The 25712-nt window shown below is 49.9% G+C and carries 27 protein-coding genes; 20 read left to right on the top strand and 7 right to left on the bottom strand.

What is annotated here, in order from left to right:
- Positions 1-16: 16 nt before the first annotated feature.
- Positions 17-1768 (top strand): phytase, encoded by a 1752-nt coding sequence (locus tag NOG12_RS05205; RefSeq protein WP_313932619.1) that lies wholly within the window; start codon positions 17-19, stop codon positions 1766-1768.
- A gap of 91 nt (positions 1769-1859) precedes the next feature.
- Here NOG12_RS05205 and NOG12_RS05200 read toward each other — a convergent pair whose 3' ends face one another.
- Both NOG12_RS05200 and NOG12_RS05195 read right to left on the bottom strand, forming a co-directional pair.
- On the bottom strand, positions 1860-3332 hold the full coding sequence (locus NOG12_RS05200; RefSeq protein ID WP_313932618.1) for a purple acid phosphatase family protein: 1473 nt from the start codon (positions 3330-3332) through the stop codon (positions 1860-1862).
- Between the two features lie 126 nt (positions 3333-3458).
- On the bottom strand, positions 3459-3845 hold the full coding sequence (locus tag NOG12_RS05195; RefSeq protein ID WP_110076318.1) for a thiol-disulfide oxidoreductase DCC family protein: 387 nt from the start codon (positions 3843-3845) through the stop codon (positions 3459-3461).
- Positions 3846-4065: 220 nt separating this feature from the next.
- Between NOG12_RS05195 and NOG12_RS05190 the strand changes: the two genes are divergently transcribed.
- The 7 genes from NOG12_RS05190 to NOG12_RS05160 are packed head-to-tail and all read left to right on the top strand — an operon-like array spanning position 4066 to position 10312.
- Entirely contained in the window at positions 4066-4665 is a 600-nt protein-coding gene (locus tag NOG12_RS05190) for a thermostable hemolysin (RefSeq protein ID WP_313932617.1), read from the top strand.
- Positions 4659-6125, top strand: a complete 1467-nt coding sequence (locus NOG12_RS05185; protein WP_313932616.1) for an AMP-binding protein — start codon at positions 4659-4661, stop codon at positions 6123-6125. Before NOG12_RS05190 ends, NOG12_RS05185 begins: the two co-directional genes overlap by 7 nt.
- Entirely contained in the window at positions 6122-6787 is a 666-nt protein-coding gene (locus NOG12_RS05180) for a TenA family transcriptional regulator (RefSeq protein ID WP_313932615.1), read from the top strand. Before NOG12_RS05185 ends, NOG12_RS05180 begins: the two co-directional genes overlap by 4 nt.
- Positions 6788-7594: an SDR family oxidoreductase gene (locus NOG12_RS05175; protein WP_313932614.1), complete on the top strand. Its 807-nt coding sequence runs from the start codon at positions 6788-6790 to the stop codon at positions 7592-7594.
- Positions 7591-8274: a tetratricopeptide repeat protein gene (locus tag NOG12_RS05170; RefSeq protein ID WP_110076322.1), complete on the top strand. Its 684-nt coding sequence runs from the start codon at positions 7591-7593 to the stop codon at positions 8272-8274. The genes NOG12_RS05175 and NOG12_RS05170 overlap by 4 nt, the downstream gene beginning before the upstream one ends.
- A gap of 1 nt (position 8275) precedes the next feature.
- The gene (locus NOG12_RS05165) at positions 8276-8953 is read left to right on the top strand and encodes a response regulator (RefSeq protein WP_110076323.1); all 678 of its coding nucleotides are present in this window, start codon (positions 8276-8278) and stop codon (positions 8951-8953) included.
- Positions 8954-10312, top strand: coding sequence for a histidine kinase dimerization/phospho-acceptor domain-containing protein (locus tag NOG12_RS05160; protein WP_313932613.1), 1359 nt, complete (start codon positions 8954-8956; stop codon positions 10310-10312).
- Here the strand turns inward: NOG12_RS05160 and NOG12_RS05155 are convergent.
- Complete coding sequence (locus NOG12_RS05155; protein WP_313932612.1) at positions 10309-12306, bottom strand: LTA synthase family protein; 1998 nt, start codon at positions 12304-12306, stop codon at positions 10309-10311. The two genes, NOG12_RS05160 and NOG12_RS05155, sit on opposite strands and share 4 nt — an antisense overlap.
- A gap of 135 nt (positions 12307-12441) precedes the next feature.
- Between NOG12_RS05155 and NOG12_RS05150 the strand changes: the two genes are divergently transcribed.
- The gene (locus tag NOG12_RS05150) at positions 12442-12813 is read left to right on the top strand and encodes a diacylglycerol kinase (protein WP_110076326.1); all 372 of its coding nucleotides are present in this window, start codon (positions 12442-12444) and stop codon (positions 12811-12813) included.
- Here the strand turns inward: NOG12_RS05150 and trxC are convergent.
- Positions 12810-13238 (bottom strand): thioredoxin TrxC, encoded by a 429-nt coding sequence (trxC, locus tag NOG12_RS05145; protein WP_313932611.1) that lies wholly within the window; start codon positions 13236-13238, stop codon positions 12810-12812. The two genes, NOG12_RS05150 and trxC, sit on opposite strands and share 4 nt — an antisense overlap.
- Positions 13239-13409: 171 nt before the next feature.
- Positions 13410-13619, bottom strand: coding sequence for a cold-shock protein (locus NOG12_RS05140; RefSeq protein WP_110076361.1), 210 nt, complete (start codon positions 13617-13619; stop codon positions 13410-13412).
- Positions 13620-14080: 461 nt separating this feature from the next.
- On the opposite strand from NOG12_RS05140, the gene NOG12_RS05135 reads away from it, so the two are divergent.
- The 3 genes from NOG12_RS05135 (at position 14081) to NOG12_RS05125 (ending at position 17643) form a co-directional block, all read left to right on the top strand.
- Positions 14081-15571 carry a SulP family inorganic anion transporter gene (locus tag NOG12_RS05135; RefSeq protein WP_313932610.1) on the top strand — a complete coding sequence of 497 codons (1491 nt, stop codon included), beginning with the start codon at positions 14081-14083 and terminating at the stop codon, positions 15569-15571.
- Between the two features lie 21 nt (positions 15572-15592).
- Positions 15593-16444 (top strand): universal stress protein, encoded by an 852-nt coding sequence (locus NOG12_RS05130; RefSeq protein ID WP_313932609.1) that lies wholly within the window; start codon positions 15593-15595, stop codon positions 16442-16444.
- 137 nt (positions 16445-16581) lie between these two features.
- Complete coding sequence (locus NOG12_RS05125; protein ID WP_313932608.1) at positions 16582-17643, top strand: helix-turn-helix transcriptional regulator; 1062 nt, start codon at positions 16582-16584, stop codon at positions 17641-17643.
- On the opposite strand, the gene NOG12_RS05120 is transcribed toward NOG12_RS05125, so the two are convergent.
- The gene (locus NOG12_RS05120; RefSeq protein ID WP_153826630.1) at positions 17644-17976 is read right to left on the bottom strand and encodes a type II toxin-antitoxin system HicB family antitoxin; all 333 of its coding nucleotides are present in this window, start codon (positions 17974-17976) and stop codon (positions 17644-17646) included. It lies immediately after the preceding gene.
- A gap of 11 nt (positions 17977-17987) precedes the next feature.
- Entirely contained in the window at positions 17988-18257 is a 270-nt protein-coding gene (locus NOG12_RS05115) for a hypothetical protein (protein WP_313932607.1), read from the bottom strand.
- Between the two features lie 237 nt (positions 18258-18494).
- On the opposite strand from NOG12_RS05115, the gene NOG12_RS05110 reads away from it, so the two are divergent.
- From NOG12_RS05110 to NOG12_RS05075, 8 genes are all read left to right on the top strand, one after another.
- On the top strand, positions 18495-20120 hold the full coding sequence (locus NOG12_RS05110; protein ID WP_313932606.1) for a hypothetical protein: 1626 nt from the start codon (positions 18495-18497) through the stop codon (positions 20118-20120).
- On the top strand, positions 20113-21327 hold the full coding sequence (locus NOG12_RS05105; RefSeq protein WP_313932605.1) for an ATP-binding protein: 1215 nt from the start codon (positions 20113-20115) through the stop codon (positions 21325-21327). Before NOG12_RS05110 ends, NOG12_RS05105 begins: the two co-directional genes overlap by 8 nt.
- A complete protein-coding gene (locus NOG12_RS05100; RefSeq protein ID WP_313932604.1) occupies positions 21324-22472 on the top strand; it encodes a vWA domain-containing protein in 1149 nt (382 codons plus the stop codon). The genes NOG12_RS05105 and NOG12_RS05100 overlap by 4 nt, the downstream gene beginning before the upstream one ends.
- Positions 22473-22561: 89 nt before the next feature.
- On the top strand, positions 22562-23011 hold the full coding sequence (locus NOG12_RS05095) for a hypothetical protein (protein WP_313932603.1): 450 nt from the start codon (positions 22562-22564) through the stop codon (positions 23009-23011).
- The gene (locus tag NOG12_RS05090) at positions 23004-23555 is read left to right on the top strand and encodes an opioid growth factor receptor-related protein (RefSeq protein ID WP_313932602.1); all 552 of its coding nucleotides are present in this window, start codon (positions 23004-23006) and stop codon (positions 23553-23555) included. The genes NOG12_RS05095 and NOG12_RS05090 overlap by 8 nt, the downstream gene beginning before the upstream one ends.
- A 461-nt stretch (positions 23556-24016) precedes the next feature.
- Positions 24017-24418, top strand: coding sequence for a serine hydrolase domain-containing protein (locus tag NOG12_RS05085; RefSeq protein WP_313932601.1), 402 nt, complete (start codon positions 24017-24019; stop codon positions 24416-24418).
- A 25-nt stretch (positions 24419-24443) separates the two neighbouring features.
- Positions 24444-24875: a serine hydrolase domain-containing protein gene (locus tag NOG12_RS05080; RefSeq protein ID WP_313932600.1), complete on the top strand. Its 432-nt coding sequence runs from the start codon at positions 24444-24446 to the stop codon at positions 24873-24875.
- Positions 24876-25045: 170 nt separating this feature from the next.
- The gene (locus NOG12_RS05075; RefSeq protein WP_313932599.1) at positions 25046-25363 is read left to right on the top strand and encodes a hypothetical protein; all 318 of its coding nucleotides are present in this window, start codon (positions 25046-25048) and stop codon (positions 25361-25363) included.
- Positions 25364-25712: the final 349 nt, after the last annotated feature.

The raw sequence follows: 25712 nt of genomic DNA, 5'->3' as shown, positions 1-25712 counted from the left end.
AACGATGTCTTATGCGATGAACAAATTAACCTTAGCTTTGACCCTATGGCTGGCCGGTAGCAGCGGACTACAGGCACAAGCCTTGCCAGAGCAGGTGTCACAATTACCCTTAAAACGTAGCCATGCACTTGGCCCGGAGCAACAGTTGTGGGGCGCCATGGATGGCGATACCCAACAATTGCACTTGTGGCGACAAACCCCAGCGGCACGCTCACCAGCAGACGCGCAACTGGTGTGGCAAGGCGAGGTGACCACCCGTGTGGTTGAAGATATCTGCTTCTATCAAAGCGAACAAAATGGGCAACTGTCAGTTTTCTTGATAGGGGGTCGTGGTGGCGCTGAACAATGGCTGTTGCGGCAAGATCAACAGTGGTTATCAACGCCCATGGTGCTGCGTGAATTTAGTGTGCCCTATGATGCCACTGCGTGCGCTTTGCATGAGAATCAGCTCTTAATAGCAGAAGGCGATCAAGCTATCTGGGCCTATCATGCAGAGCCAGAGGCGGATCAAGGCCGCGATTTAATGGCCGTCAAACATCCCTTTGGCGCTATTAAGGGAGAGCTAAAAGCCCTCGAAGTACTGGCCGACGGTCGCTTGCTGGCGCTAGAAGAAGCTCCGCCGCGATTGCTTGAATACCGGGTTACAGAAACCGGGTATCAGCTCACGCAAACTTATCCCATAGATAAGTTTGAGGAGTTACAGGATATTCGGGTTCTAGCTAACGGTAAACTGTTGGTAAGCAATGAAGACACCGGTGCTAGTACCCAACTGAGCTTGACCAAACCTGCCCAAGTGCAACCACCGCGAGCAACTAAAGCGCAGACTGCCCAGGTCGCGGCAGGGTTACAAACCACACCAGCGAGTCGTCGCGGTGATGCAATTGATGACCCAGCCGTGTGGGTGCATCCGCAGCAGCCACAACTGAGTCGAATTGTGGCCACAGATAAGCGGATCGGCTTGATGGTGTACGATATGCAGGGGCAACTGGTGCAAGAGTTACTGGTGGGGCGTTTGAACAATGTCGACCTTCGTGGGCAGCTCGCGGCCGCCTCGTTACGCAACGACAACAGCATTCAACTGTTTGATATCTCAGATGACGGTGAGTTTAGTGTCGCAGCTAACATCGCCACCGATCTGAATGAGATTTATGGTTTATGCATGGGCTATAACTCGGCTGATAACACTACTTCGGTGTACGTTAATAGCAAGTCTGGCCGTATTCAGCACTACCAAGTGCAGCCACATCAGCAAGGTTGGCGTGCCAGCTTGGTGCGAACCATGCAGGTGCCTACCCAACCCGAAGGCTGTGTGGTGGATGACCAAACCCAGCGTCTTTTTGTCGGCGAAGAAGACCAAGCCGTATGGCTGTTTGACGCTGCTGCAACAGCAGGCACAACGGGGCAAAGGATTATCCAAGTAGACCAACATCCCGAGCTGGTCGATGATATTGAGGGGCTCGCCTTCACCTATCATGATGGGCAGCCGCTGTTGTTTGTGTCTAGCCAAGGCAATGATAGCTATCTGGTGTTTGAAGGGCAGGCTCCATGGCGTATGTTAAGCCAATTTCGGATCCGCGCCAACGTAGAACTTGGTATCGATGGTGCCTCTGAAACGGATGGTATTGAAGTGACCTCGTTATCCCTTGGCGAGGGCTTTGCAGAGGGCGCCTTTTTAGTTCAAGACGGGCGTAATTGGCAGCCAGAAGCAGGACAAAACCTCAAGTTAGTGCCGCTTCAAGAGATCTTGAAATTAGTGACGCAACCTTAAGTTGCTGTCCTTGATTAACCATCCTTAATTTACCATTGTCGACCCCCCCAGCTCTGCGCTTCATGCAGGGCTGGGGGTTTTTATTTTACCGTTACTGAGCTGCCGCTGGGGCATGAATTAAATCTGTGCCATTCCAACAGCGATGAGGTTTTGGCTTGTTCGGGTTGCTACAACGACGCTCAGCCGTGGTAGGCTGAAGGTCTTCAACCTGTTTACCCGCGGCGGTTTTATGTAAGACAAACGCATCATAGAGCTCACCAGTAGCAGTAAAGGCTTGATATTTTACCCGGTCTTGATGAAATTCTAAGGTTTGAAATAGCTGGGTATCTTCGCCTAGACGGTCCATTGTGGCCTGCGCCTGCTCACTCACCAAATACATTTTCGGCCCAGCTACAGACACAGCATAAACCGGCCCTTGGCTATCCGTAGCGGTAGCTGATGCCGCTTGATGGTCACGGCCGTAGGTATGATCATGGCCTTGCAGGACTAGATCAACTTGGTATTTATCATAAAGAGGCTGCCAATACTTACGCAGGGGTGGATTGTCACGGCCCATCGAGACTGAATGCATCGGATGATGATGAAAAACCACCGTCCAGCGGTTTGGGTTATTGGCTAACACCTGCTCTAGCCATTGTGCTTGCACTTGTGCCAATTGCTCTGATTGCAACGCCTCGGTAGAGTCTAGCGCGATGTAGCGAACACCCTGCACATCACTGTAGTAAACGGTGTCGGACAAAGCTTCTGGACCATTTCCGGCAACCTCATAATGCGCCACCCAATGCGGCAGCAAATAACGGATAGGTTGATCATCGTCACTACTGAACTCATGATTACCGGCCGCTGGTAATTGATAAATCGAACCCGCCATCCAACTGGTGGCAGCAAACCATTCGGCCCATTCGTCATCATGAACACCATCGCGCGAATTGACCAAGTCACCTGCGTACAACATCACTTTAGCCCGTGGTGCGGTTAACAGTGCTTCGCGTACGGTTCTTGCGTAATGCGAAAGCACCGCATTTTGAGCATCACCAAAATAGAGTGCGGTATAAGGCTTAAAGTCTGCCGCTGGGGTTTTAAATTGATGCCAGCTACTCCAAGTGTTCAGTCCCTTAACTCGATAGGCATAGAGGGTATCAGGCTGCAACTGGCTGAGTTGCACCCGATGATGATGGGCCTCGCCATTGGGGCTATTGAGCTTTATTGAGCGGCCTATCAGTTGCTTGGCCTGCATATGCAATCCTGGCGACGGCGTTGCCACGGCGAGTTGCAACAAAGATTCGGTAACTGAACTGTTGGTACGCCAAGTTACTTGAGCTGAACTGCTAGCAGCAGCGCCCGGCAATAAGGTAATACGCTCAGGATAAGGGCTCACTTGGTAACGCGGCTGGTCGCTTAACACCAGCGTGTTCGCTGCGGTCACCGCTTGCGCTGCTTGCGCTGGCGATGCTTCGGCAGCAACTAAAGTAGGCCCAGCACTGCAGCCAAGTAGCGCACTCCCAGCAAGCACTAAGCCGCTAGCCCAAGCCACACGCGACAACAGAAATTGAGATGGCAACATAAGAGGTCCTTGTAATGATGTTAGTGACAGGTGTATCACGACAAGATAACAACGATGGGTTACTAGCGGCTGACAGAAAGCCTCATGAATGAGCTAAAAAGAGTGGGTTAACTAGCAGCTCGTGGTTTATTCATCTAAAGAACATTGCAAGCAGCGCTCACGTCCCGTAATTAAACGCGAAATACCATTGCGATTACGAGCAAAAAATAAGTAGCCACGATCTGCCAGCCAGCGGATCAACGGCCAGCGTAATGCGGCTGTCAGCCAACCACGACCCACCGCCGACCACGCGGCATGAGTCACATCGAGGCCGTACAGCATGGTGCCATCAGATTGCTGACCGTGCAAAATGCGGTTAGCTTCAGCTACGTCGATATGAGGAAAGCGCTCGGCGAAATCTGTGGCCCAAATATTTTCAAACTGCAATCGTTGTTGTTTGTCTTTGCGTTTAAGGTGGCGCATTTCGTTCACACACAGTGGGCAACCGCCATCATAAAATAAGATCAAAGCCATACTGACTACTCCGCTTTATCATTGCGCTATAGGTTACGTAGCTTACATAAGTTACATAAGTTACATAAGTTACGTAAACAAGCGTTAAAAGATCGTTTTTTGGGGCCTTGCACTGAACTTTATTGCGCACCTTTATGACACATTGCTGCTGAGCATCTTAAGCCTTTCTTAAGCTTCACCAACTAATCTAGCCATCAGCTGCTACAAGCAATGGAGCTCGATGATGTTGTCTCAATTTATTTTACCTAATCACCCTAAACGCAACCAGGTCGAGCGGTTTATTTGTGACCGCTATTGGCTTCATTTTCAGGCCTGTTTAGAACGGCTACCACCCCTGTTACTAGCTTTGTTTGAAGACGAAGAGGTGGTTGCGGGCTGTGCTATTCAGTTAGCAGAACAGGGCCCGATGTTTTCTGAATATTATTTACCAACAGCCGCACAAAATTTCGTAACAACAAGGGTCGCAGCCACAGTCTCGCGGCAACAACTCGCAGAGATAGGCTCATTAGCAGTGGCTGATGGCCGTTATCTGACGCCACTTTTTTCAGCGGTTTATCAAGCAGCTACAGCGCTTAATAAGAACTACCTACTGTTTACCGTAACGCGGTTTTTGCAACTTAAGTTACAGCGCTTGGGTATCCAAACCCAGCCGCTAGGTTTAGCTCATGAGCAGCAACTGCCGAGCACATTACAGGGCCTCTGGGGTAACTATTACCAACAGCAACCGCAGGTGATTTTGGTGGCTGTAAACCAAGGCTGGCCGTTAACAACTCAAGTGCCGGCCACCGCGCCGCACAGTAGCGAGGCATTATCATGCTAATGCAACCGCAATTGCTGAACCTGATACCTTTGATGGCACGCTTGCAACAGCATGCGCAACAACAGCCACATCAGCTTGCCCTGCAAGACCACCAGCGCAGTCTTACCTACGCTGAGTTGTATCATGAGGTAAGCCAGCTTAGTCTGCAATTCTGTCAAATGACATCACCGCGGATTGCTATACAGCTTGATAACTCGGTGCAATGGGTGGTGACGGATCTGGCCATCTTGGCCGCCAATGCGGTGCAGCCGACCGTGGCTATTCCCATCCCAAGCTTTTTCAGCGCCCAACAGCAACAACAAGTTTTGCTTGATAGTGGCGCTAATCTGTTGATTGATGCTGCTGGTATGCAGCCGTTACTGGTAGCGCAGCCCGCACCACCGTTACCGCTTGGCACCGTCAAGGTCACATATACCTCTGGTAGCACAGGCACCTCCAAAGGGGTCTGTTTGAGCGCCCAAAATATTCAGACCACGTTGGTGGCGTTAGATCAGCGCTTAGGAGAGCTAGCCGTGCGTAAGCATCTAAGTTTAATGCCACTGGCGGTGCTGTTGGAAAACCTTGCGGGTGTGTATCTAAGTTTATGGCGCGGCTATCAAGTGCAGTTACAACCCGGCGCAAAGCTTGGTTTGCATGGTGCGCACGAACTTCAGCTTAGCTCATTCTTTCAAGCGTTGAATCAGTTACAGCCCCATAGCCTGATAGTCACCCCGGGGTTAGTCAAAGCGCTGGTTTATGGGGTGCAGCAGCAGTACCTCAAATTGCCTGACTTGCAACTGGTTGCGGTGGGCGGAGCGCGCTTGCTACCCGAGTTAGAACGGCAAGCGTTAGCTCTGAAAATCCCCTTGCTGCAAGGCTATGGGCTATCAGAATTTGGTTCGGTGGTGTGTTTTAACCAACCCACAACAAGCACGGCTACGGACCAAGTCGGCACCGTGGGTAAGCCCTTAGATCATGCCACAGTCTGGTTAGAGCAAGGCGAAGTAGTGGTTTCTGGCAACGCCATGTTGGGGTATCTCCATGATCCCAGTAGTTGGTATCCAACCTGTATTCGTACCGGCGATTGGGGCGAGTTTGATGAGCACGGCCGACTGCTGATAAAAGGTCGCAAAAAGCACATCATCGTCACCGAATTTGGTCGAAATCTCGACCCCGAATGGGTAGAAGCAGAGCTAACCGAGCAGCCGGAAATTTATCAGGCCGCCGTGTTTGGCAGTGAAACCTTACCCTTAACCGGCATTATCGTGGCGGCAGCCGAGGTCAGTGATAGCGCCATCAATGCGGCCATCGCCAAAGTAAATCAAAGTTTACCTGACTATGCTCGGCTGCATGCATGGCACCGAGCAGACTCAGTATTTTCAATCAACAACGCGCAGTTAACCGGCACCGGACGTCTACGCCGGGCTGAAATTGCCAAGGTCTACGCCCACTATTTGTCCTCAGAGAGGTTATTTGTATGAGTTTTTTCAATACTTTAGTAACGGCCACAGCAGACGAGCAAAACTATTTACTCAGCGCCCCGGTAATCACACAAGCACTGCAGGGTGAGATCAGCTTACCGCTGTATCAAGCCTTTTTGCAGCAAGCCTACCATCACGTGAAATACACCACGCCGTTGCTGATGCGGGCGGGGAGCGCTATCAGCCATCAACAAGAATGGCTGCGACAAGCGCTGATCGACTACATCAACGAAGAGTACGGTCACGAGCAATGGATCCTCAACGACTTAGCAGCGACCGGTATCGCCCCAGAGTCGGTGCAGAACAGTCAGCCTCATGCCAGTACTGCGGCTATGGTGGCGGTGGTGCATGGCAATATTGATTTGCTCCATCCGACTGCCTTTTTCGGCATGGCCCATGTGCTTGAAGGCACCAGTGTAAAATTAGCCAGCCAAGCAGCAGGTACCATTCAACAGCAATTGGCCTTACCTGACCGTGCTTTTAGTTACTTAAATTCACATGGTTCGTTAGATCTCGAACATGTGCAGTTCTTTGCCCAATTGATGGATAAAGTGACTGATCCAGTGGCGCAAGCGGCCATTATCACCACCGCCAAGCAAGTGTATCGATTGTACGGCGATATGTTCCGTGCGTTACCTGAGCTGGCGCAGAGGAGTGTTTAGATGGCGACGTTCTCGTGGACTAACCAGCATGTGGTGTTGACTGGTGCCGCCGGTGGGTTAGGGCGTTGTATCGCGCAACAACTAAGCGGGGCCGGAGCCAAGGTGTTGTTGGTGGGGCGCAATAGCAGCAGCCTCGAAGCCTTGGCGCAGCAGCTACAGCAATCTTATTTGCAAGCCGACATCACCACCACGGCAGGACAACAAGCATTACTTGATTACGTGTTGCATTGGCGCACCACGCAGACGCCTGTTACTGGCCTGATCAACAATGCCGGGATCAATCACGCGGGCTTGTTTAGCCAGCAATCGACAACAGCTATCGCTGAGGTGATACAAACCAACCTACTGGCACCCATGCAATTAAGCGCGCTGATATTGCCGTATCTGCCCCATCAGCGGGGCTGGTTAATGAACCTAGGTTCGGTGTTTGGCAGCATCGGCTTTCCTGGGCAAACCCTCTATTGTGCGAGCAAGTATGGCTTGCGTGGCTTCACCGAAGCACTGCAACGCGAACTACCCGCGCAGCAAATAACGGTGATGTACTGCGCTCCGCGGGCTATCGATACCAACTTCAACAGCCCGCTTACGGTGGCGATGAACCAAGCCTGCGGTAGCACCGCGGATGCGCCGGAATGGGTGGCTCGCAAAGTCCTGCAACAAATTGCCCGCGGTAAATCGAAGCAGGTGCTGGGCTGGCCCGAGCGATTTTTTGCCTGGCTTAATGGCTTTATCCCAAGTTTGGTGGCGAACTCCATGCGCTCACCAAGACAACATCTTTATCGGTTAACGAAGGAGTTATCGAAATGAAACTATCTACTTACTCAGTTGTTGCCCTGACCCTGTTAGCACTACCAGCAGCAGCCATCGCCACGAATACGGAGACACCGGCGTCGACCATGGTGGCGCCTGGTCAGCAAAGTCGTTTAAGTGACATTCAACAACGCTGGGCCGAAGTTAATTACCGCCTTACAGACGAAGCCCAGCAGCAGGGCTTTGAGCAACTACTAGCTGATGTACAAGCCTGGGTAGCGGCTCAGCCACAAAGCGCTGAAGCCCATATTTGGCAAGGTATTGTGCAAAGCACTTATGCTGGAGCCAAAGGTGGGTTAGGTGCTCTGAGCCTGGCCAAAGCCGCTCGCAACAGCCTAGAGCAAGCGTTAGCGCTACAACCCGATGCCCTGCAAGGTTCGGCTTATGCTAGTTTAGGCACGCTCTACTTTAAAGTACCGGGCTGGCCACTAGGCTTTGGCGATGACGATAAGGCCAAGCAATTACTTGAAAAAGCGTTAGAATTAAACCCAGATGGGATTGACCCTAACTATTTTTACGCTGATTATTTATTTGACCAAGGGGACTATCAACAGGCGCTTAGGTACACCGAGCTGGCTTTAGCGGCAGCACCGCGCCCAGAACGTCCTTTAGCCGATGCCGAACGCCGTAAAGAGGTGCAGGCATTACGCCAGCGGATTCAAGAAAAAGTGAGATAGGATGCACATTCTACTGGTAGAAGATGATGCGATGTTAGGCCAAGCGGTAGCGCTTGGCCTTAACGATCGTGGCTTTAATGTGGCTTGGGTGCAAACGGGAGCAGCCGCCATTAGTGCGCTACAACACCATGCCTATCAGGCGATGATTCTCGATTTAGGTTTACCTGATCTGGAAGGCTCGCGCGTGCTGATCAATTGTCGCAAACGTGGACTACGGTTACCGATTCTGATCTTAACCGCACGCGATAACAGTCATGAAATTGTCCAGCAACTGGACAACGGCGCTGATGATTATCTCACCAAGCCCTTTGATCTCAACGAATTAGGAGCGCGTTTACGTGCTTTGATCCGACGCCAACAAGGGCATACGTCGGCCACACTCAGCCTAGGCGAGTTGCAACTCAACACCGAAACCCGAGTGGTGCAGCTACAGCAACAACCGATTAATTTGTCGCGGCGCGAGTTTGAGCTGTTAAAAGCGCTGATTTTACAGCCCGGTCGGGTTCACAGCCGTGACCAACTAGAAGCCTCGGTGTTTGACCAAGACACAGACATCGAAAGTAATGCGCTTGAGGTTCATGTGTCAAATCTACGCAAAAAGCTCGGTAATAAAGAGTGGATAGAGACAATTCGCGGCATTGGATACCGGCTAAAACAGCCGGGCCAGGGGGCTCAATAAATGCGTTCATTTACCGATGCTTTGACCAGCCTGTTAGGTAAATCAACATCCATTCGGCGGCGTATCCTCATTGCCGTATCCGCCGTGTACTTGCTCTGCTCGGGCATCACCGTCAGCTGGATTTATCTTGAAGTACGGCACGAAGTAGACGAATTGTTTGACGCCGAAATGATTCAACAAGCTAAAACCCTTGCGGTGATTGTGGCCGAACCAGCCCGCTTGCAACTAACCACGAGCAAAGGGCAGAGCCTGGTAGTTCCTTCGTTACAGCAGCACAGTTATGAAGACCGAATCGCTTATCGTATTGAGGCGCTTGATGGCAGTTGGCAGGTGCTAACCGAAGGCGTGCCAGATGCCGCCACAGTGCCGTTTCAGACGGGCTTTACCACCTATCAAGGCGAGCAGTTGTGGCATGTGTTTGGGATGTTAACCGCGGATGGCCAAAGTCGAATTCTGCTACTGCAAGAAGATGAGTTCAGAGCCGAATTACGCAGTGATTTAGCCATCGACACGATTTTCCCGGTGCTGTTGCTGTTACCACTCATGCTGTGGCTGGGTTGGCTTGCTATTCATCGGGGCTTTAAAAGCTTTGCCCGCTTAGCGCAGCAACTCAGGCTCCGTAGTAATAATAATTATGCGCCATTTCCGTTAGTCGATGAAGGCGAAGAAGTGGATTTGGTGAAGCGCTCTTTAAACCATTACTTAGCGCGCATTGAGCAAAGCTTTGCTCGCGAAAAGCGGTTTTCTGCTGATGCAGCGCATGAACTAAGAACCCCGCTAGCGGCCCTCAAAGTGCGCTTACAACGCCTACAAGAGCGCCCGCCAAGCAATTTCCAACAAGAGATCACCGAGCTGCTAGAAAGCACTAATCGCATCATTAATTTAGTAGAAAGCTTGCTGACGTTAGCCAAAGTCGAAGGGCAGTTAGAGCTCACCGACACCTGTGATCTGGCCAAAGTTTGGCGCCAAGTCTTGGCTGATAATTATGCCCGTATTGAGGCAAAACAGCTGCACACGGAGATCCATTTAGAGGCATCTTGCAAGCGTGCCGGAGCGGCAAGTTATTGGTACCTGTTGTGCAACAACCTGCTAGATAACGCGATAAAGTATGCACCTGCCCAAAGCTGCATCCAGTTAACCCTAGAGCAGCACCAGATGCTTCTTTGTAACCCAGTAGATAGCCAGCACCAGCTTGATATAACGCGATTAACCGAACGTTTTTATCGTGGCAAACAACTGCATGTACAAGGGGCCGGCTTAGGCTTAAGTATCGTGGCTCATTTAGCCACGCAGTTGCAGGTAGATCCCGAATTTAGCTACCACGATCAACGCTTTTGCGTGCAGCTCTACCTGCGTTAGTGGGTTAGTTCCTGGCTGATGTTAGGCTCTGGCAGCCGGTATAATCGTTGCTGATAAAGCACCGAAGGTAAGGCAGCGAAAGCCCTAATACGCTGCTCTTGCGTTTCAATAAGTGGCATTGCAAGTGGTGTAAGCTGCTTGCTAATTGGGTCGTACTGATATCTAAACTCCTGTTGATCCGCTCCCAAAACGGTCAACTGTTGGTGCTCTAGCCAACCGAAATAATCACCAAACTGCATCATCGCCCGATTTGCTGGAGGTTGTGCCGCACTTAAATCTTGGCCAACCGCAGGGATAAATCCCGATAAACCAGCAAGCGAAATCAGGGTCGGTAAAAGATCGATTTGGCTAGCGATATGAGGGATAGTCTTGGGGCTTAAATCAGCTCCAAGAATGAGCCCAGGAATATGAAATTTACTCACAGGAATAAGGTCATCTCCGTAGACTCGGGTATCGTGATCTGCCACCACTAAGAACAGTGTATTGTGCCAATAATCGCTGGCCATAGCTTGTGCAAAAAATTTACCTAAGGCGTGATCAGCGTAACGAACAGCATTGTTGAGGCTATGAACAGGTTGCTCTACGGGAGTAATAGCATCAGCGGGATACTCAAATGGCTCGTGATTAGAACTACTAAAGGCCAGCACAAAATAGGGCTGCTTAGTATCATCACGCTGCATGAGTTGTTGGTGTAAACGATCCAATAAGTCTTCGTCAGATACCCCCCAGCTCCCTTCAAATTTAGGCTCAGTAAAAGCTCGCTGGTCGACAATAGAAGCGAAGCCATTACCACTAAAAAAGCTAGCCATGTTGTCGAAGTGAGCTTCACCGCCATACAAGAATTCCGTGTGATAGTGCTGCTGCCGCAACAAACTGGCTAAGGTGAAAAAATCTCGTTGTGAGTGAGTTAATTTTACCGTCGAGCGAGCACGGGTAGGTAAGAAGCCAGCAACAACAGCTTCAATACCACGAACCGAACGAATACCAGTCGCATAAAGTTGCTCAAACCACCATCCATGTTGCTTCAATTGTTCAAGATTTGGCGTTAAAGACTGGCCGTTCACGGTTTTACCGCCGAGTGACGGGACAAAAGTGGCTCCTAAGCTTTCTTCTAAAATAATGACTATATTCAGAGGTTTATCACGCTGAATGCTAGCAGGCTGATAATGTAAGGTGGGTAATTCAGGATGGCTAAACTGATAATTTTTAAGATAGGGTTCGGTTTTTATTACTGCAAAAATATCTGCATCTGAAAGTTGACTATAACCTCGGTTCGCTTGGCTCTCATGTTTCAAATTATAGAGAGCATACAGTAACGTATAGCCTGAACTTAAATGTAAGCTATTGATAAGCGGATCTGCCGTGGTGGCGAAAAAAGCCGGATTAGCGGGACGATGAGACCAAGTGGAGCGCACTCCTATCAGCGCCACTGCGAGTGCTAACGGAAGTATCAGAGCGATTTGCCAACGGGATACCGTATGACTGGGTTGACGTAGTTGATATTGGCTGACACGAAATAAACCCCAGCCTAAGGCCATTGATGCCACGATGGAGAGGATTAACCAGCCCCGAAACCCATGCCAAAGGGTAGCAAATACTTCTGCTGGATAAGCCAAATATTCAAAGAAAAGGCGGTTAGGGCGGGTATCGTATTGGGCGATGAAGGCAGGTGTTGCTAGTTCCATAAACAGCATAAAAAAGCTAAAAAGCGTGAGCAGCCATACACTAAAGCGCTGCCACGCTTGCTGTGCATGGGCTAGTAGGAAGATAGGTAACACCAACAGCACCAGTAAAGCGCCATAGCCAAGCATAATGAAATCAGCACGTACGCCACTCAGTAAATAATGACTCAGTTGGGTAGCTGCCGATGCCCGCTCGTGATACAGATACCAGTACGCCAGTCTAAAAGCACCCAGTAAAACTAAATTTATCCCATAAAAATAGGCGAGTGGACGCAACACCATCAATGCGTGGGGGTGTTTTAACGTCTGCATGGTAAGCCTTACTATCTAGCTAAAAACATGCTTTCTAGATTATTTTTGTTGGCTTAAGGCAAGCTTAAGAAAAACCAGATAAGCTTGCTTACACAATTGAGCAACCATTCATTCACGTGCGGGTACCCGTGGCTTATGAAATCAAATAAAACAGGCATCGCAAGAATTATTCACGCCACTTTTAATTCACTTCGTGGCATTAAAATGGCGTGGCGCTATGAAGCTGCGTTTCGGCAAGACTTGCTATTAGCTACGGTATTAGTGGTCATTGCAGTTAGCTTAGAAATAACCTTGAGCGAACGCTTATTGCTGATTCTCACGGTCTTTATTTTACTGATTACTGAGCTCTTAAATTCAGCGGTAGAAGCCGTCGTTGACAGAGTGGGGGCGGAGTTTCATGAACTCAGCGGCCGTGCGAAAGATATCGCCTCGGCTGCTGTGTTTTTTGCGTTAGTACTCATGGCCGTAGTATGGGGCAGTGTCTTATTCGCTGTCGCTGGTTTTTAAAGATGCTGATTTAACCATTGAGTTAATTGGGCTGGCCCCATGGCACCTGCTTGGCGCGCAATCTCTTGCCCATTCTTAATCAACATCAAGGTAGGAATACTACGAATCATAAAATGCTGAGCTAGATGAGGCTCGGTCTCGGTACTGATTTTCACAAATCTGGCTTGATTGGCAAATGGCTTAGCTACTTGCGCAAATACCGGCGCAAATTGCTGGCAGGGGCCGCACCAACTGGCCCAAAAATCTACCACCAAGGGTAAGTCACTGTCGCGGTGGGCCCGAAACTGATCGGCGTTTACGGCAAAGGCTTCGCCGCTAAACAGGGGAGCTTTACAGGCGCCGCATTTCGCCTCGGCTCGCGGCTTATCGTTAGCGACGCGATTCTTTTTATGGCAACTAGGGCAGGCAGCAATGATGGTGCTCATAGGTCATGGCTCCTTATTGTTTAGAATTTACTAAAGTATCATGATGAACAATATGGAGTGAAGGAGTGGATAAATCAAGTTGCTTGTTGAAAAAGCTTAAAGGTGCGCGACAGGCATAAAAAAAGAGCGACCAAGTCGCTCTTTTTCATTCAAACCAACGCTAACGTATAATTATACGGCAACGATGTTTTCAGCTTGTGGGCCTTTAGGACCTTGAGTGATCGTGAACGATACACGTTGGCCTTCGGCTAAAGTTTTGAAACCGGTGCTAGCAATGGCGCTAAAGTGAGCAAATACGTCTGCGCCACCTTGTTGCTCAATAAAACCAAAACCTTTTGCTTCGTTAAACCACTTTACGGTACCAGTTACTGTATTAGACATAATATTAATCCTGAAATTTAAAAAGTTTGCTGCCATAGCAAGCTGCTATGAACAGAGTCATGCGGGTAAAAAAATGGAAATTTAAAACTACAGGACGAAGATTTACTGCTAATAATGCTACGTAGAGGAGATTTAACTTGCTGTTTCTTAACCAACGCCGCCTACTCTACGCTTATTCTCACATAAGTCAAAGGTTATTTTCTGGGCAAGCCTGAATGCCTCGCTTGACCTCGCGGTTTTGCGTTCATAAGTTGATAGGGTTATAATCCGCGCCCAAGCACACAACCAATAACGACTTACGGAGATTCAAGGGTTTGTCTAACCTTACGCCGCCATAGCGCCCAACCAATCGCAAGTATCCTAGGTTGCATTTAAACTTAAATGCAGCTCATTTCTGTACGCTTGAACTAGCCTTGATTTTTTAATTAAAAATAAATTAACTCAAAAGCGAAACTCTATTTATGCTTAAAACCATTCAGAACCAGTGGTTTTCAAATATCCGTGGCGATTTGTTAGCGGGTATTGTGGTTGCCCTAGCTCTTATTCCCGAGGCTATTGCCTTTTCTATCATCGCCGGTGTGGACCCTAAAATTGGTCTTTATGCCTCTTTTTGTATCGCGGTAATCATCGCCTTTACGGGAGGGCGTCCAGGCATGATCTCAGCCGCAACGGGCGCGATGGCGTTATTGATGGTGACCCTAGTACGCGACCACGGACTGGAATATTTATTAGCCGCAACCTTATTAACCGGGGTGTTGCAGATTGCGGCTGGCTACTTAAAGCTCGGCTCGTTGATGCGGTTTGTGTCGCGTTCGGTGGTAACCGGCTTTGTTAACGCGCTAGCAATTTTGATTTTTATGGCGCAACTACCTGAATTAACCAACGTAACTTGGCATGTGTATGCCATGACTGCGGCAGGCTTAGGTATCATCTATCTATTCCCGTACGTACCTGTGATCGGCAAAATGCTGCCATCGCCGCTGGTTTGTATCATCTCGTTAACGCTGGTCGCCATCTTCTGGAACATCGATATTCGCACCGTAGGCGATATGGGCGACTTACCTGATACCTTACCTATTTTCTTGTGGCCGGATGTACCTCTTAACCTAGAAACGCTGGCGATTATCTTCCCTTATTCAGCCGGATTAGCCGTGGTAGGTTTATTAGAATCGTTAATGACAGCGACTATCGTTGATGACCTAACCGATACTCCCAGCGACAAAAACCGTGAATGCAAAGGCCAAGGCATTGCCAACATCGGGGCTGGCTTGATGGGCGGTATGGCCGGTTGTGCGATGATTGGGCAGTCGGTGATAAACGTTAAATCGGGCGGGCGGACGCGCTTATCTACCCTCACCGCAGGGGTGTTCTTAATGGTTCTGATTTTGGTGTTGGACGAGTGGCTCACGCAAATCCCGATGGCGGCCCTAGTTGCAGTGATGATCATGGTATCTATTGGTACTTTCAGTTGGGATTCTATTCGCAACCTCAAAAAACACCCGTTATCTACCAACATTGTTATGGTCACCACGGTGATCGTGGTGGTGGCGACTCATAACCTCGCCATTGGTGTGGGCGTGGGTGTGTTACTAGCCGCCATGTTCTTTGCCAATAAGATCGGTCACTTTATGAATGTATCTTCGAGCATAGATGCAGCGGGCACCGAGCGTATTTATACCGTGGTGGGTCAAGTATTTTTCTCCTCGGCCGACAAGTTCATAGACTCGTTTGATTTTAAAGAAGCCATTGATAAGGTTGTGATTGATCTCACCAAAGCTCATTTTTGGGACATCACTGCCGTAGGTGCGCTTGATAAAGTAGTGATTAAATTCCGTCGTGAAGGCGCAGATGTTGAAGTGCGAGGCTTAAACCAAGCCAGTGCCACCATCGTTGACCGCTTTGGCGTACACGATAAACCCGACGCCGCTGATAGCATTATGGGCGGCCATTAAAATAATAATAAGGGGAAACTGATGTCATACGTGATTAGCTGTATTGATGGTGCCTCGCGCAACACCGCGGTAAGTGACTATTCGGCTTGGGCCGCCAAACAATTAGCGGCGCCGGTGATGTTGTTGCATGTACTAGATGAGCTGAAATCGAAAGCTACAACGGAATTATCGGGCAACATTGGCCTAGGCACGCGCGAGCATTTGCTCGAACAATTAGCGGGTTTAGATGCCCAGCGCGCAAAAGTAGCACTTGAGCACGGTCATGTGATGTTGCAACTGGCAGAAGACAAACTGCGCAAACTAGGCGTAGCCGAGGTGGTGCAACGTCAGCGCCATGGCGAGTTAGCCGAGAACCTACGAGCACTTGAAGGTGACGTCCGGTTAGCTGTGTTAGGTTTACATGGCGAGGCCTCAGCGAACACATTGCAACAGGTTGGCAGCCAGCTAGAAACCGTGATTCGCACGGTGCACCGACCGCTATTGCTAACCCCCGATACCTACAGCGAGCCACGTTCAGCGATGCTGGCATTTGATGGCAGCAAAACCACGCAAAAGGGCGTCGAGATGTTGGCGCAAAGCCCGTTGTTTAAAGGCATGCCGATTCACGTGGTGATGGTGGATGCCGATACCGCCAACAACTGGGACAAACTTAAGTGGGCCGAACAAGTTCTGCAGGCCGCTGGCCATGAAGTGATAGTGGCACTGCGCGCCGGCGACGTGGAAGCCACCTTGCACCAGTATCAAACCGAACACAACATCGACTTGATGGTAATGGGCGCTTTCGGCCACTCGCGCATTCGCCAATTCCTGGTGGGCAGCACCACCATGGCGATGCTAAAAGAAAGCCGCACCCCCACGCTCGTACTGCGCTGAAGGACTTGCAGACCCACCTCCGGACCCGGCTCCGGCCCTAGCTCCGTAGGTGGGGCCGCACCGCTTTCCAAGCTTGCAAAGCGTAAGCGATCGTCGCATTATCTTGTAGCAGAAACAACAAGGAATGGGGCGAAGGCATGCCAACTAATAATCAAAAGGGTTCAAGCAAAGAAGGCGCCATCCGGCTGCTACTGCATTTGCAGGCATTGTATCAAGGGCCCAAAACCATCAGCCAACTGATGGAATCCCTCGACGGTCAAGGCGCCGTAAGCAGCAAGGTGCGCCGCAGCGTGCAGCGCGACATGGCAGCGCTAGAAGGCTACTTCGGGGTGTATCGCGACGACGACAACGTCTGGCACATCGACCGTAGCGACTTCGACAAACTGTTTGATATTGAAGACTCGGTGGCACTGGCGCTACTGGTGGCTGAAAAGCAACTGGCGCATATCACCCCCAGCCATATCCTAGAGCCACTTAACGGCTTGTTTAAACGCGCCCAAGCCAAACTCAATAACAGCGACACCGCCGCGGCGAACTGGAGCAAGCGGGTGCGTGTGGCACCAGCGTCACACCACCTAAAGCCGCCTAAAATCAATAAGACGATATACCAGCGGCTGATTAACGCAGCTCTCAGCCAAGAAGTGCTCAAAGTGGATTATCACAGCCATCAAGGTGACGCCGCCAAGCAATTAACCGTCACCGCCTTGAGTATTTTTTATCGCGGCAGCGTGCCATACCTCATTTGTCGCATGCACAGCAGCGACCCAGCACACCAAGATAAAATTCGACAGCTTCCTTTTTCGCGCATCAGTGCGGTAAAACAAACACTGTTTGATGAACCTCGCGTGCAAGGCTTTAACCTGGCCGAATATGAAAAGAATGGTGAGTTGGCCTTTCGTTACGGCGAGCCGTTTGAGTTGCACCTGGAGATATTTAATTCAGTGCGTCGCGAAGTAGAAGATTCGCATTTGGGCGACAACCAGAAAATCACACCAATAAAAGGCCACGACACGGTGTTCAACATGACAGTGACAGTGCCATACACACTGAACCTGATTCAGTGGCTACTGGCCCGCGCGCCCTACTTAAAAGTAAAGGCACCGGCTGATTTTCGGCAGAAATTCTACAAAGAACTGGCGCGAGCCCTGCAGCACGACACCGCCGAGCACGTGGAATTACCGCAAGAGCGAACGTTTTAGTTAAGAGTGTTCGCCCGCAAGCACCGAAACCACGTACTTGTTAAACGAAATACCGGCGCTAAGCGCCTGAGCGGTCAGCTCTTTATGCAATGAAGGCGAGCAACGTATTTGGAAGGTGCCGCTAAACGGTTTTTCTGGTTCAACACCAAGTTCTGCGCAGTCACTAATGTAGTCGTCGACTTCTTGAGCAAAACTAAGTTGTAGCTCAGCGGGCGTAGCGCCGGCATACGTAATCAAGCTATTGATAAACAGAACTTTGCCGTAGAGCACACCTTTGTCAAAGTCGACCTCAACAGTGCCTTGGTAACCTTTGTGTTTAAGTAATTTCTGCATGGTCTCGAAACTCACTTTAATAGCCCTAGTTTTTTAATTTTGGCAATGACGTCGCGTAAAGCATTTCGATCAACTGGTGTATTGCCATGCGACTTATGCAAACGAATTTGGATACTTGGTCGATTAGGATCGTAAAATTTGATTCGGGATCCTGAAGTTTTGCCAAGTCCAATTTCTATCAAACCAAGATTCAGTAAAAATTGCCTTAACTCGTCATGTCGAATGTCGCTGCGCGTTGGGTATTCAAGTATGCGTGCGCGTAATTTCTCTGCCTTGGTCATGAAATCGTCCTTGATTCTAGTCAATTTTATAATTTTTGCAATTAAAAAATAAGTGCAAAATTGTGAAGAGGGGATATCCGCAATGCAAAAGATTTAAAGACCTTGTTTTACTCATGATTTAACTATAATCGATGCTTTGCAGCGCGTGTGAAAAATACGAAATAACCGACATTAAAGCAGGCGACACAAGTTGTCACCCGCGGCAGGCATACTTGAGCTCAAGCTAAGGAGCCCTGTATGCAAGATCGTACCTCTGGAAATTTTCTTCATCAGCAAGTCACGCCCGTTATTGATTTAACAGACCCGCAAGCGGTGTGGACTGATTTGATCAAATGCGAACAAACGCACACCATAAATTTACGTCAGTCTGCGTCACAGAAACATCATATTAGCCTGCGTGGTATGCCGTTGTTACAGCGTATTACTAACCCTGCGCAGGTGCCACTGGTGCTGCACCTTGATCTCCATGCAAAAAAACAAACAGCCGCTGGTAGCATCCATATCGAAGGGCCAATAAACCACGTTGACTTAAGCTGGCAGGGCGGGGACTATTTGCATCAACGAAGCCTAAAAACTGATTATAAGCAGCTGTTGGTAGTGCCGTTTACGGTGTTAGATAACCCCAACGTCGCCGCACAACTGCAACAGTTGTGCGAGCGAAGCCTGGTGATCATTTATCAGGCTAACAGTCGGGCCAGCAGCCACGCCAGCACTTATGAACACCCACCACGAACCGAGCTTACTCTCGATTTTCGGGGCGATATTGTGCTGCATGGCTTAAGCGATATCACCGCACTACACCTCAAGCACAACAATTTCGTGCAAGCCATCCATTGCCAAAAGGTCATGTACGTGAACGGCATTGCTGAGCAGGTGCGGTTAAACAACTGCGGCGAAAACCAGCTGGTATTCACCGGCATCCAGTACCTCATCGATCTCACCGATTGCTGCATCCACCGCTTAACCATTGAAAACGCCGAACTGTTGGGCGTGCGGGGGAAAAGTTATCTCGACCGAGCAGATATCCCTACTCATACCAAAATGACCACCATGAGTATGATCAATGGAGACGTGTTTCCGCGCATTAATGAAGGCACGCTGCAACAATTGCTCACGCAGTTTGAGAAGGCTCCAGCGCAGCAACGCGATCAGGCCATACGGCAGCTACTGGGCACCGTGGGCAACGCCGCGCACAGCAAAGCGCAGTTGTACGGCATCCGCCTGTTAGCAGATTTGGCCAAACGTGAGCCGCAGTATCACTCACAAATATTGCAAGCACGCGACGACATGTTGAAAACCGCAAGCAACAACATGCCGTCGCAACATACCCACCGTGAATGGCGCTTTCCCGCCGACCTTGAACTAGAGGGCTGGCAAGCCGACGTGCAACTGTGGTGCGAACTAACCAAAACACATCCGAAAGAAGTCGATAAATATTACCGACATCATTTACTGCGGCTCGCCCACAAGCCGCGGGTGTACTACGCGTTGGTTATTGTGTTGCTGCAAAACCAGCAGTATCAGCGCTTGGTGTTGGTGCTGCGCAACATCGACGCCGAGCAACGGTTTAACCGAGTTCGGCGCATGGCGCTGAACTCTGAGGTGGTGATGAAAGCCATGCGGCGCTTGGTGTTGAGTATTGATAGATGGCCTAGCAGCCTTGCCCGTACGGTGATATCGCACCTGTTTAAACGCTGCGATGCGAGCGATTTACCGCTCCTTGGCAACAAGCTGTTAAGCCAATCGCCGCAGCTAACACGGAAGATAGCGCTGCAAATGGCAAGCCAGCGCCCGGAATGCCGCACCACCTTTATGGCACTGGCTTTGGGCACCACACCGACACAGGAGCTCTCAAATGTCTAACATGTACAGCTGTAATCCCGATGACGTGAAAGCTATTATCCATGCACAGTTGCAACTTATCCAAAGCGACCCAGCACAAGCACAAGCCCTCGCGCCGCTGATGCTGTGGGGCGCCCCTGGGGTAGGAAAAAGCACTATAGTGCGTGAGATCTGCCAGCAGCACGGCATCCAGTTCATCGATATTCGTTTAGCCCAGCGCGAACCTGTTGATTTACGCGGTTTACCCGTACCCAATGGCGACCACGTTGACTGGCTGCTGGCGGGCGAGTGGCCACGCGACCCCAACAGTCGTGGCATTATTCTGTTTGACGAGCTAAGTGCTGCCGACCGCACACTACAAGCCGCCGCGTACGAAATCATCCTTGACCGTAGGTTAGGTGACTTATACAGCCTGCCGCCCGGTTGGCTCGTTATGGGCGCCGGTAACGGCATGGACGACCGAGCGGTGTCTTACAGCTTCTCAAGCGCTTTGGCGAATCGCTTTTGCCACCTTGAGTTACAACCCAACGCCGACCAATGGTGTTTATGGGCGCGCGAGCAGGGCTTACATAGCGCCGTGATCGCCTTCTTAAAATACGCCCCGCAGCACTTTTTCATGCTCGATGAAAATAGCGAGCGCGGCTGGCCCAGCCCGCGCTCATGGGAGCGTGTGGCGCGCTTGCTGAGCAGCAGCACAGGCCTCAACCGTCATCAACTGCGCATTATGGTCAACGGCCTCATCGGGCCCGCTGCCGCCGTGCCTTTTTTTGGCTTTTGGGAGCTGGGAGACGAGCTGCCGAATGTCAACGACATGCTCCTGGGTAAGATTCCGGTCAGCGTGCCAAAACGCAGCGATGCCACCTATTTATTCTGTGCCGCCATAACAGAACAGCTATGGCGTGGCGATAAATCACAACGTGCGCAGCGGCTGAATGTATTTTTTGAGATTAGCTTACGGCTGAACTCCGACTTTGCCACAATGCTCATGCTGGACGCCATGCGCGATACCAGTCGCAACGCGGCTATTGCTAACCGCAACGCCAGCCTATTCGGCGAAACCATAGGCAATACCGACACCATTCACCCGCAGCGCTCGGCCTGGCTTATTGAGCACCCAGCGTATGAGCAATGGACCGCCAAACACGGGCAAAGCTTCGCCAATGCGCTTGCGCAGGGCGATCTCATGCCGACAGCTAACGCCAGCAACAACGCTGAGGCCGCTCTATGAGCGCCCCCACGTTTGACAACGATAGCCAAGGCCGGCAGCGCCAACGCGAGCTGGTACAAACGCTGGAAAACGACCGTAGCTTGTTGCTGCTCACCCAGCCCTTTACCGCAGCACTCGCCATGCGCCTGAAAATTGTCGCCGTGGGCGGAACACTCAGCGAAAGCCAGCGCATTCCAACCGCTGCCACCGATGGTAAGGCCATTTACTTCAACGTCGATTTTGCTGACCGCATTGACGCCAAAACGCGCCGCTTTGTGCTCTGCCACGAAGTATGGCACTGCGTGATGGGGCACTTAAATCGGCGGCTATACCGCCAGCCCATGCGGTGGAATATCGCTATTGATTACGAAGTTAACGCCATTTGTCACGAGCTACTGGGCTATCATCCAGAGGGATGCTTGATCGCCAAAACCAAACACGGCTTCGAGCGCAATGAAAGTGCCGAAGAAATTTACGAGCGCATACAAGTTACCGAACAAGCCGCTAGTCAAGTGCTCGATACGCACCTAGAAATGAGCGATATCACCGCCACCGAATGGCAAGAATTTACCCAGCAACTGCTGGCTAGCGGCAGGGGCATTGGCAAGTTACCCGGGCATTTAACCCAGCGCATCAAAGGCATTGTCACACCACCCATGCCCTGGCAACAGCTGTTGCGGCGTTATATTCAGCGTCAATTACGCGGCGAACGGCAATGGTTTCCGCCCTCACGCCGGCACATTCACCGCGGGCTGTATTTACCACGGCAGCGCAGCGAACACATTGATCTGACCTTAGCGTTGGACACATCGGGTAGCTGCATTCCTTATCTTGGCCAATTCTTGGAGCAATTGCGGCACTTGCTAGGGAGCTTCGCCTCATATCAAGTGACTATATTGCAATGTGACAGCAAAATTAAGGATATTCGCCAAGTAAGCCCCGATCGGCCACTAACCATCAGTGATTATCAGGTGAGGGGTTTCGGCGGCACGGCTTTTCATGAAGTGTTTGACTATGTTCGCAGCAATCCAACCCAAGCCCTCGTATTCTTTACCGACGGCCACGTGGATTTACCACCACAGCCGCCATCACAACCGGTACTTTGGGTGATTGCTCCGCAAGGCCGTAAGCGCATGCCTTGGGGAGAAGTGGCGCTGATGAAATAATAATCATGCAAGGGCGACACAAACCGTCATCCCTAGGCTTCACAATGGCATTCGTGGAGAAAAATTATAAGTGGAAAAGGGGATGACAAATGAGTAAGCCATTATCGACGTGCCAACTGGTGCACTTGTTAACACGCATACAGAGTACGCCCTACATCAACTGGATGTCGATGTGGGGTCGGCAAAAACAGTTTGATGAATTGCATGCCGAGCTGGATCGGCGTGGTTACACCGGCCCACGGCCAAGCCGACAACTAAAACGCTTACGGGTGGAAGATATCAACCTGGCGTTGTTCAACACCGACCCCATGCATACCTGCTGCGTTGAGAACGATTGCAAGGATGAATACATGCACATTGCCGCACATGCGTTCAAACTTGCGCAGCAAGGCTTTGCCATGGAGGCCGCGCTCTATCAGGCATTGAGCAGCAGTTTTGACGAAGACATGGTGCGTGGCGAACACATCGAAAATGTCATCGCCTTATTGGTCGGTATGCCGGTGGCTGCGGTTGAACTAGCCGGTGATACACATGCCTGATACAGCTAGCACCAACCAGCAACGCCTCGAACAGTTGAAGGCCTTTTATACTGCAGGCGCAGCGAATGATCGTGGTTATACGCTGTTCGATTTATGGAGTAAGCCCGACAGTTGGCTGGAGCGCAGCCATATGTTTATTCAGTGGATGTTTCCGTTAATCACCACCAGTGCAGGCAATATGTACGCGCCGGTTCTAGATGAACCGACCATCAATTTTTTACGCAACAACGCCCGTGCCCAAGACAACCTCGTACGCAGTTTTGTCCGTTTTTGTGCGCTGTTAGGCCTTAAGGTGATCAATACCGAGCAGGGTCCGCAATTAGCCATCGGCGATAATTTTGCGGAGCGCAAAACGGATTGGTTTACCTTTGACTCGCACAACAATGCACGCATTACGCGCGTGCTAACGAGTTTAAAGCTACTCGGTCGAGAAGATTTAGCCAAGCTCATGTATGAGGGCCTGCTCAAACTGATGGCGGATGAACCTGGCTGTGGGATAGGGGAGTATGCAGTGGGGCGCTGGAGGGCTACTCTTAATCAATGATTAACTATCGTATATCGGTATTTCGCCAGTGATTACAGTGAAAGGAAAGGCCCTCAATCATTCAGTCTCTTGCCTGAGTTACATCCAGATTTCAGCGAAAAAGCGGCTTTGTATTTCGGAGATTCCGAACAGTGCATCCGGAATTATTCACTTGCCTGTCACGGGAATTGCTGTTTAATCAACACTAACTTTAGAAGTTTTAAATAGAGAGCCGGTATGTCAAAAATCACCTACTATCGGAATTTGTTGCTAGCAGCAGTATCGATGGTGCTAGGACTTTGCATTGGATTATTCCAGTTAACTCAGGTTAATAGCGGCTTTCCTTTCAAAGAAGAACTACGAGAAAAAAGTGGGCTAGTCAGTTGGGTCCAGAAACACAAATACGGAATACGTTTTGGTTTCGTTAATGAGTCAGTACATCATGGCAAAAGTTTAACAGCAATGGTGAGGCAGGTGAGGGCATGATGCGCCAAATAGGGCTTATTCTAATAACGTTCGCATTCATTGGTTGTAGCAGCTCGCCGAATGTTAGCAGTGTTACGGTAATAACTCAGAGTAATTCAATAGTTGTTACTGATTTAATGCACGAGCTTGAGCGTGAGCATATCGCCGGTACGTTTGATGGCATGGTATTAGTAGTTCATGAACGTGAAACACTACTCGAAGCGGCATTTGGTTTCGCTGATAGACAGCAAATGCGTAAAAACGATGCTGACGTTGTATATGATATGGGCTCTATTGCAAAAACCTTTACCGCGGCTGCGGTGCTTCAATTAGCAGCCAATAATAAAATAGAACTGACTCAAATCCTCGTCGAATTTTATCCATCAAACTCAAATCCTTTCTCCGTTGCATCTATATAAAACTGGGTTTTATCAAGATGGCCGCTTGATAGATAGCAAGATTGCTCGAGGATACGGTGGTGATGATCCCGGCCAAACGACGTTTGAAAAAGAATTAACGTGGGCATTAATGGGTGCCGGTGGCATGGTCACTTCAATAGATGATTTAGCAACTTGGTTCTCTGCACTAAGGAGTGGATGCTTTTTACCTGAAAATTCGCTGAATGATGCGTTCACGAAAGCGATCGATCGATGGTGTCTGGGTAGCCTCGCGCAGACAGAAATAAACGGTAATTCGGTAATTCAAATGGGAGGGAGTACCGATTATGGCTATACCGCATTAATGCAGTTTGTCCCTCATCATGACCTCATGATTATTTTGCTACTTAACGCCCACAATAATAAATACCGAAATGCTACCCACCATCAATTAAGCAGAAAGCATATCCTGCCAATACTATTGCGAGAGTTTGAATAGGCTCGTCTATTTTCTACAACAACTATTTTGATTTGGTTGCATGTGTATGGGGCAATCAGGCAACCAAGGGGGAAATTCATGCATGGCGACTTTATTATAGCTTTTGTGTAATTGCGCTCACGTTATTAAGAAGTTAAGTTAAAGTTTCATGTCTCACAGGAGCTTCTGTTATGAAGTGGCTGTTAATGATCTTTGCCAGCATGGTGATTTCATACTCACCAACAGCAAAAGCCTGTTCGTTTCGGATTAGCGGCGGAGAACTTATCCGCTGCGGCATGACCAAAATCGAAGTGATGAATAAAATAGGTAATCCCGATATGCGCGATCGCCAGACTATTGGCGTCAACACTGGATTTGGTCGCGGTGGCAGATCAGCCGAAGCATGGTCTTATGTTGTGAAAGGTGATATCGGAGGTGAATACTACTTAACGGTACTATTTTCCGGCAATAAAGTTGTGGAAATCGAGACGCAGCAAGTAAGGCGTTAGTGTCCGGTTTGAGCGATGAGCAGACCTTCTGATTTTCGGCCTAATCCAACTAGTGACTAGCCGCCCGTTATTAGTAAGTGTCGGTGTCGCTAGCGATGTACGGCACATTCACTTCGGCAATATTGCGCGTTTTGTTGTTGTGTTGGGTATTTAAATCGTTTACTGTCAATGACATAACAAAAAACAAAGATTGGATATCGTGCGCTCGCTAGAGTGTAAGTGAGCATGCTCAAATTGCCGGTGCTAACTCGGATTCTTTCAAGTTAGGAATGCCTGCTTGCTCAGTAAGTTAAGAGCTGAAAACTATCAATTGGACGAGTTGCTAAACGCGCACGCACAATATACAAAT

Origin of the sequence: Pseudidiomarina fusca, from assembly GCF_032227045.1 — a bacterium.
Taxonomy (GTDB): Bacteria; Pseudomonadota; Gammaproteobacteria; order Enterobacterales; family Alteromonadaceae; genus Pseudidiomarina; species Pseudidiomarina fusca.
This window is presented reverse-complemented; position numbering and strand designations above follow the sequence as displayed.

Coding starts and splice junctions, on each gene's coding strand:
- NOG12_RS05205 (WP_313932619.1), top strand. CDS start 17: ATGAACAAATTAACCTTAGCTTTGACCCTATGGCTGGCCGGTAGCAGC.
- NOG12_RS05200 (WP_313932618.1), bottom strand. CDS start 3,332: ATGTTGCCATCTCAATTTCTGTTGTCGCGTGTGGCTTGGGCTAGCGGC.
- NOG12_RS05195 (WP_110076318.1), bottom strand. CDS start 3,845: ATGGCTTTGATCTTATTTTATGATGGCGGTTGCCCACTGTGTGTGAAC.
- NOG12_RS05190 (WP_313932617.1), top strand. CDS start 4,066: ATGATGTTGTCTCAATTTATTTTACCTAATCACCCTAAACGCAACCAG.
- NOG12_RS05185 (WP_313932616.1), top strand. CDS start 4,659: ATGCTAATGCAACCGCAATTGCTGAACCTGATACCTTTGATGGCACGC.
- NOG12_RS05180 (WP_313932615.1), top strand. CDS start 6,122: ATGAGTTTTTTCAATACTTTAGTAACGGCCACAGCAGACGAGCAAAAC.
- NOG12_RS05175 (WP_313932614.1), top strand. CDS start 6,788: ATGGCGACGTTCTCGTGGACTAACCAGCATGTGGTGTTGACTGGTGCC.
- NOG12_RS05170 (WP_110076322.1), top strand. CDS start 7,591: ATGAAACTATCTACTTACTCAGTTGTTGCCCTGACCCTGTTAGCACTA.
- NOG12_RS05165 (WP_110076323.1), top strand. CDS start 8,276: ATGCACATTCTACTGGTAGAAGATGATGCGATGTTAGGCCAAGCGGTA.
- NOG12_RS05160 (WP_313932613.1), top strand. CDS start 8,954: ATGCGTTCATTTACCGATGCTTTGACCAGCCTGTTAGGTAAATCAACA.
- NOG12_RS05155 (WP_313932612.1), bottom strand. CDS start 12,306: ATGCAGACGTTAAAACACCCCCACGCATTGATGGTGTTGCGTCCACTC.
- NOG12_RS05150 (WP_110076326.1), top strand. CDS start 12,442: ATGAAATCAAATAAAACAGGCATCGCAAGAATTATTCACGCCACTTTT.
- trxC (WP_313932611.1), bottom strand. CDS start 13,238: ATGAGCACCATCATTGCTGCCTGCCCTAGTTGCCATAAAAAGAATCGC.
- NOG12_RS05140 (WP_110076361.1), bottom strand. CDS start 13,619: ATGTCTAATACAGTAACTGGTACCGTAAAGTGGTTTAACGAAGCAAAA.
- NOG12_RS05135 (WP_313932610.1), top strand. CDS start 14,081: ATGCTTAAAACCATTCAGAACCAGTGGTTTTCAAATATCCGTGGCGAT.
- NOG12_RS05130 (WP_313932609.1), top strand. CDS start 15,593: ATGTCATACGTGATTAGCTGTATTGATGGTGCCTCGCGCAACACCGCG.
- NOG12_RS05125 (WP_313932608.1), top strand. CDS start 16,582: ATGCCAACTAATAATCAAAAGGGTTCAAGCAAAGAAGGCGCCATCCGG.
- NOG12_RS05120 (WP_153826630.1), bottom strand. CDS start 17,976: ATGCAGAAATTACTTAAACACAAAGGTTACCAAGGCACTGTTGAGGTC.
- NOG12_RS05115 (WP_313932607.1), bottom strand. CDS start 18,257: ATGACCAAGGCAGAGAAATTACGCGCACGCATACTTGAATACCCAACG.
- NOG12_RS05110 (WP_313932606.1), top strand. CDS start 18,495: ATGCAAGATCGTACCTCTGGAAATTTTCTTCATCAGCAAGTCACGCCC.
- NOG12_RS05105 (WP_313932605.1), top strand. CDS start 20,113: ATGTCTAACATGTACAGCTGTAATCCCGATGACGTGAAAGCTATTATC.
- NOG12_RS05100 (WP_313932604.1), top strand. CDS start 21,324: ATGAGCGCCCCCACGTTTGACAACGATAGCCAAGGCCGGCAGCGCCAA.
- NOG12_RS05095 (WP_313932603.1), top strand. CDS start 22,562: ATGAGTAAGCCATTATCGACGTGCCAACTGGTGCACTTGTTAACACGC.
- NOG12_RS05090 (WP_313932602.1), top strand. CDS start 23,004: ATGCCTGATACAGCTAGCACCAACCAGCAACGCCTCGAACAGTTGAAG.
- NOG12_RS05085 (WP_313932601.1), top strand. CDS start 24,017: ATGATGCGCCAAATAGGGCTTATTCTAATAACGTTCGCATTCATTGGT.
- NOG12_RS05075 (WP_313932599.1), top strand. CDS start 25,046: ATGAAGTGGCTGTTAATGATCTTTGCCAGCATGGTGATTTCATACTCA.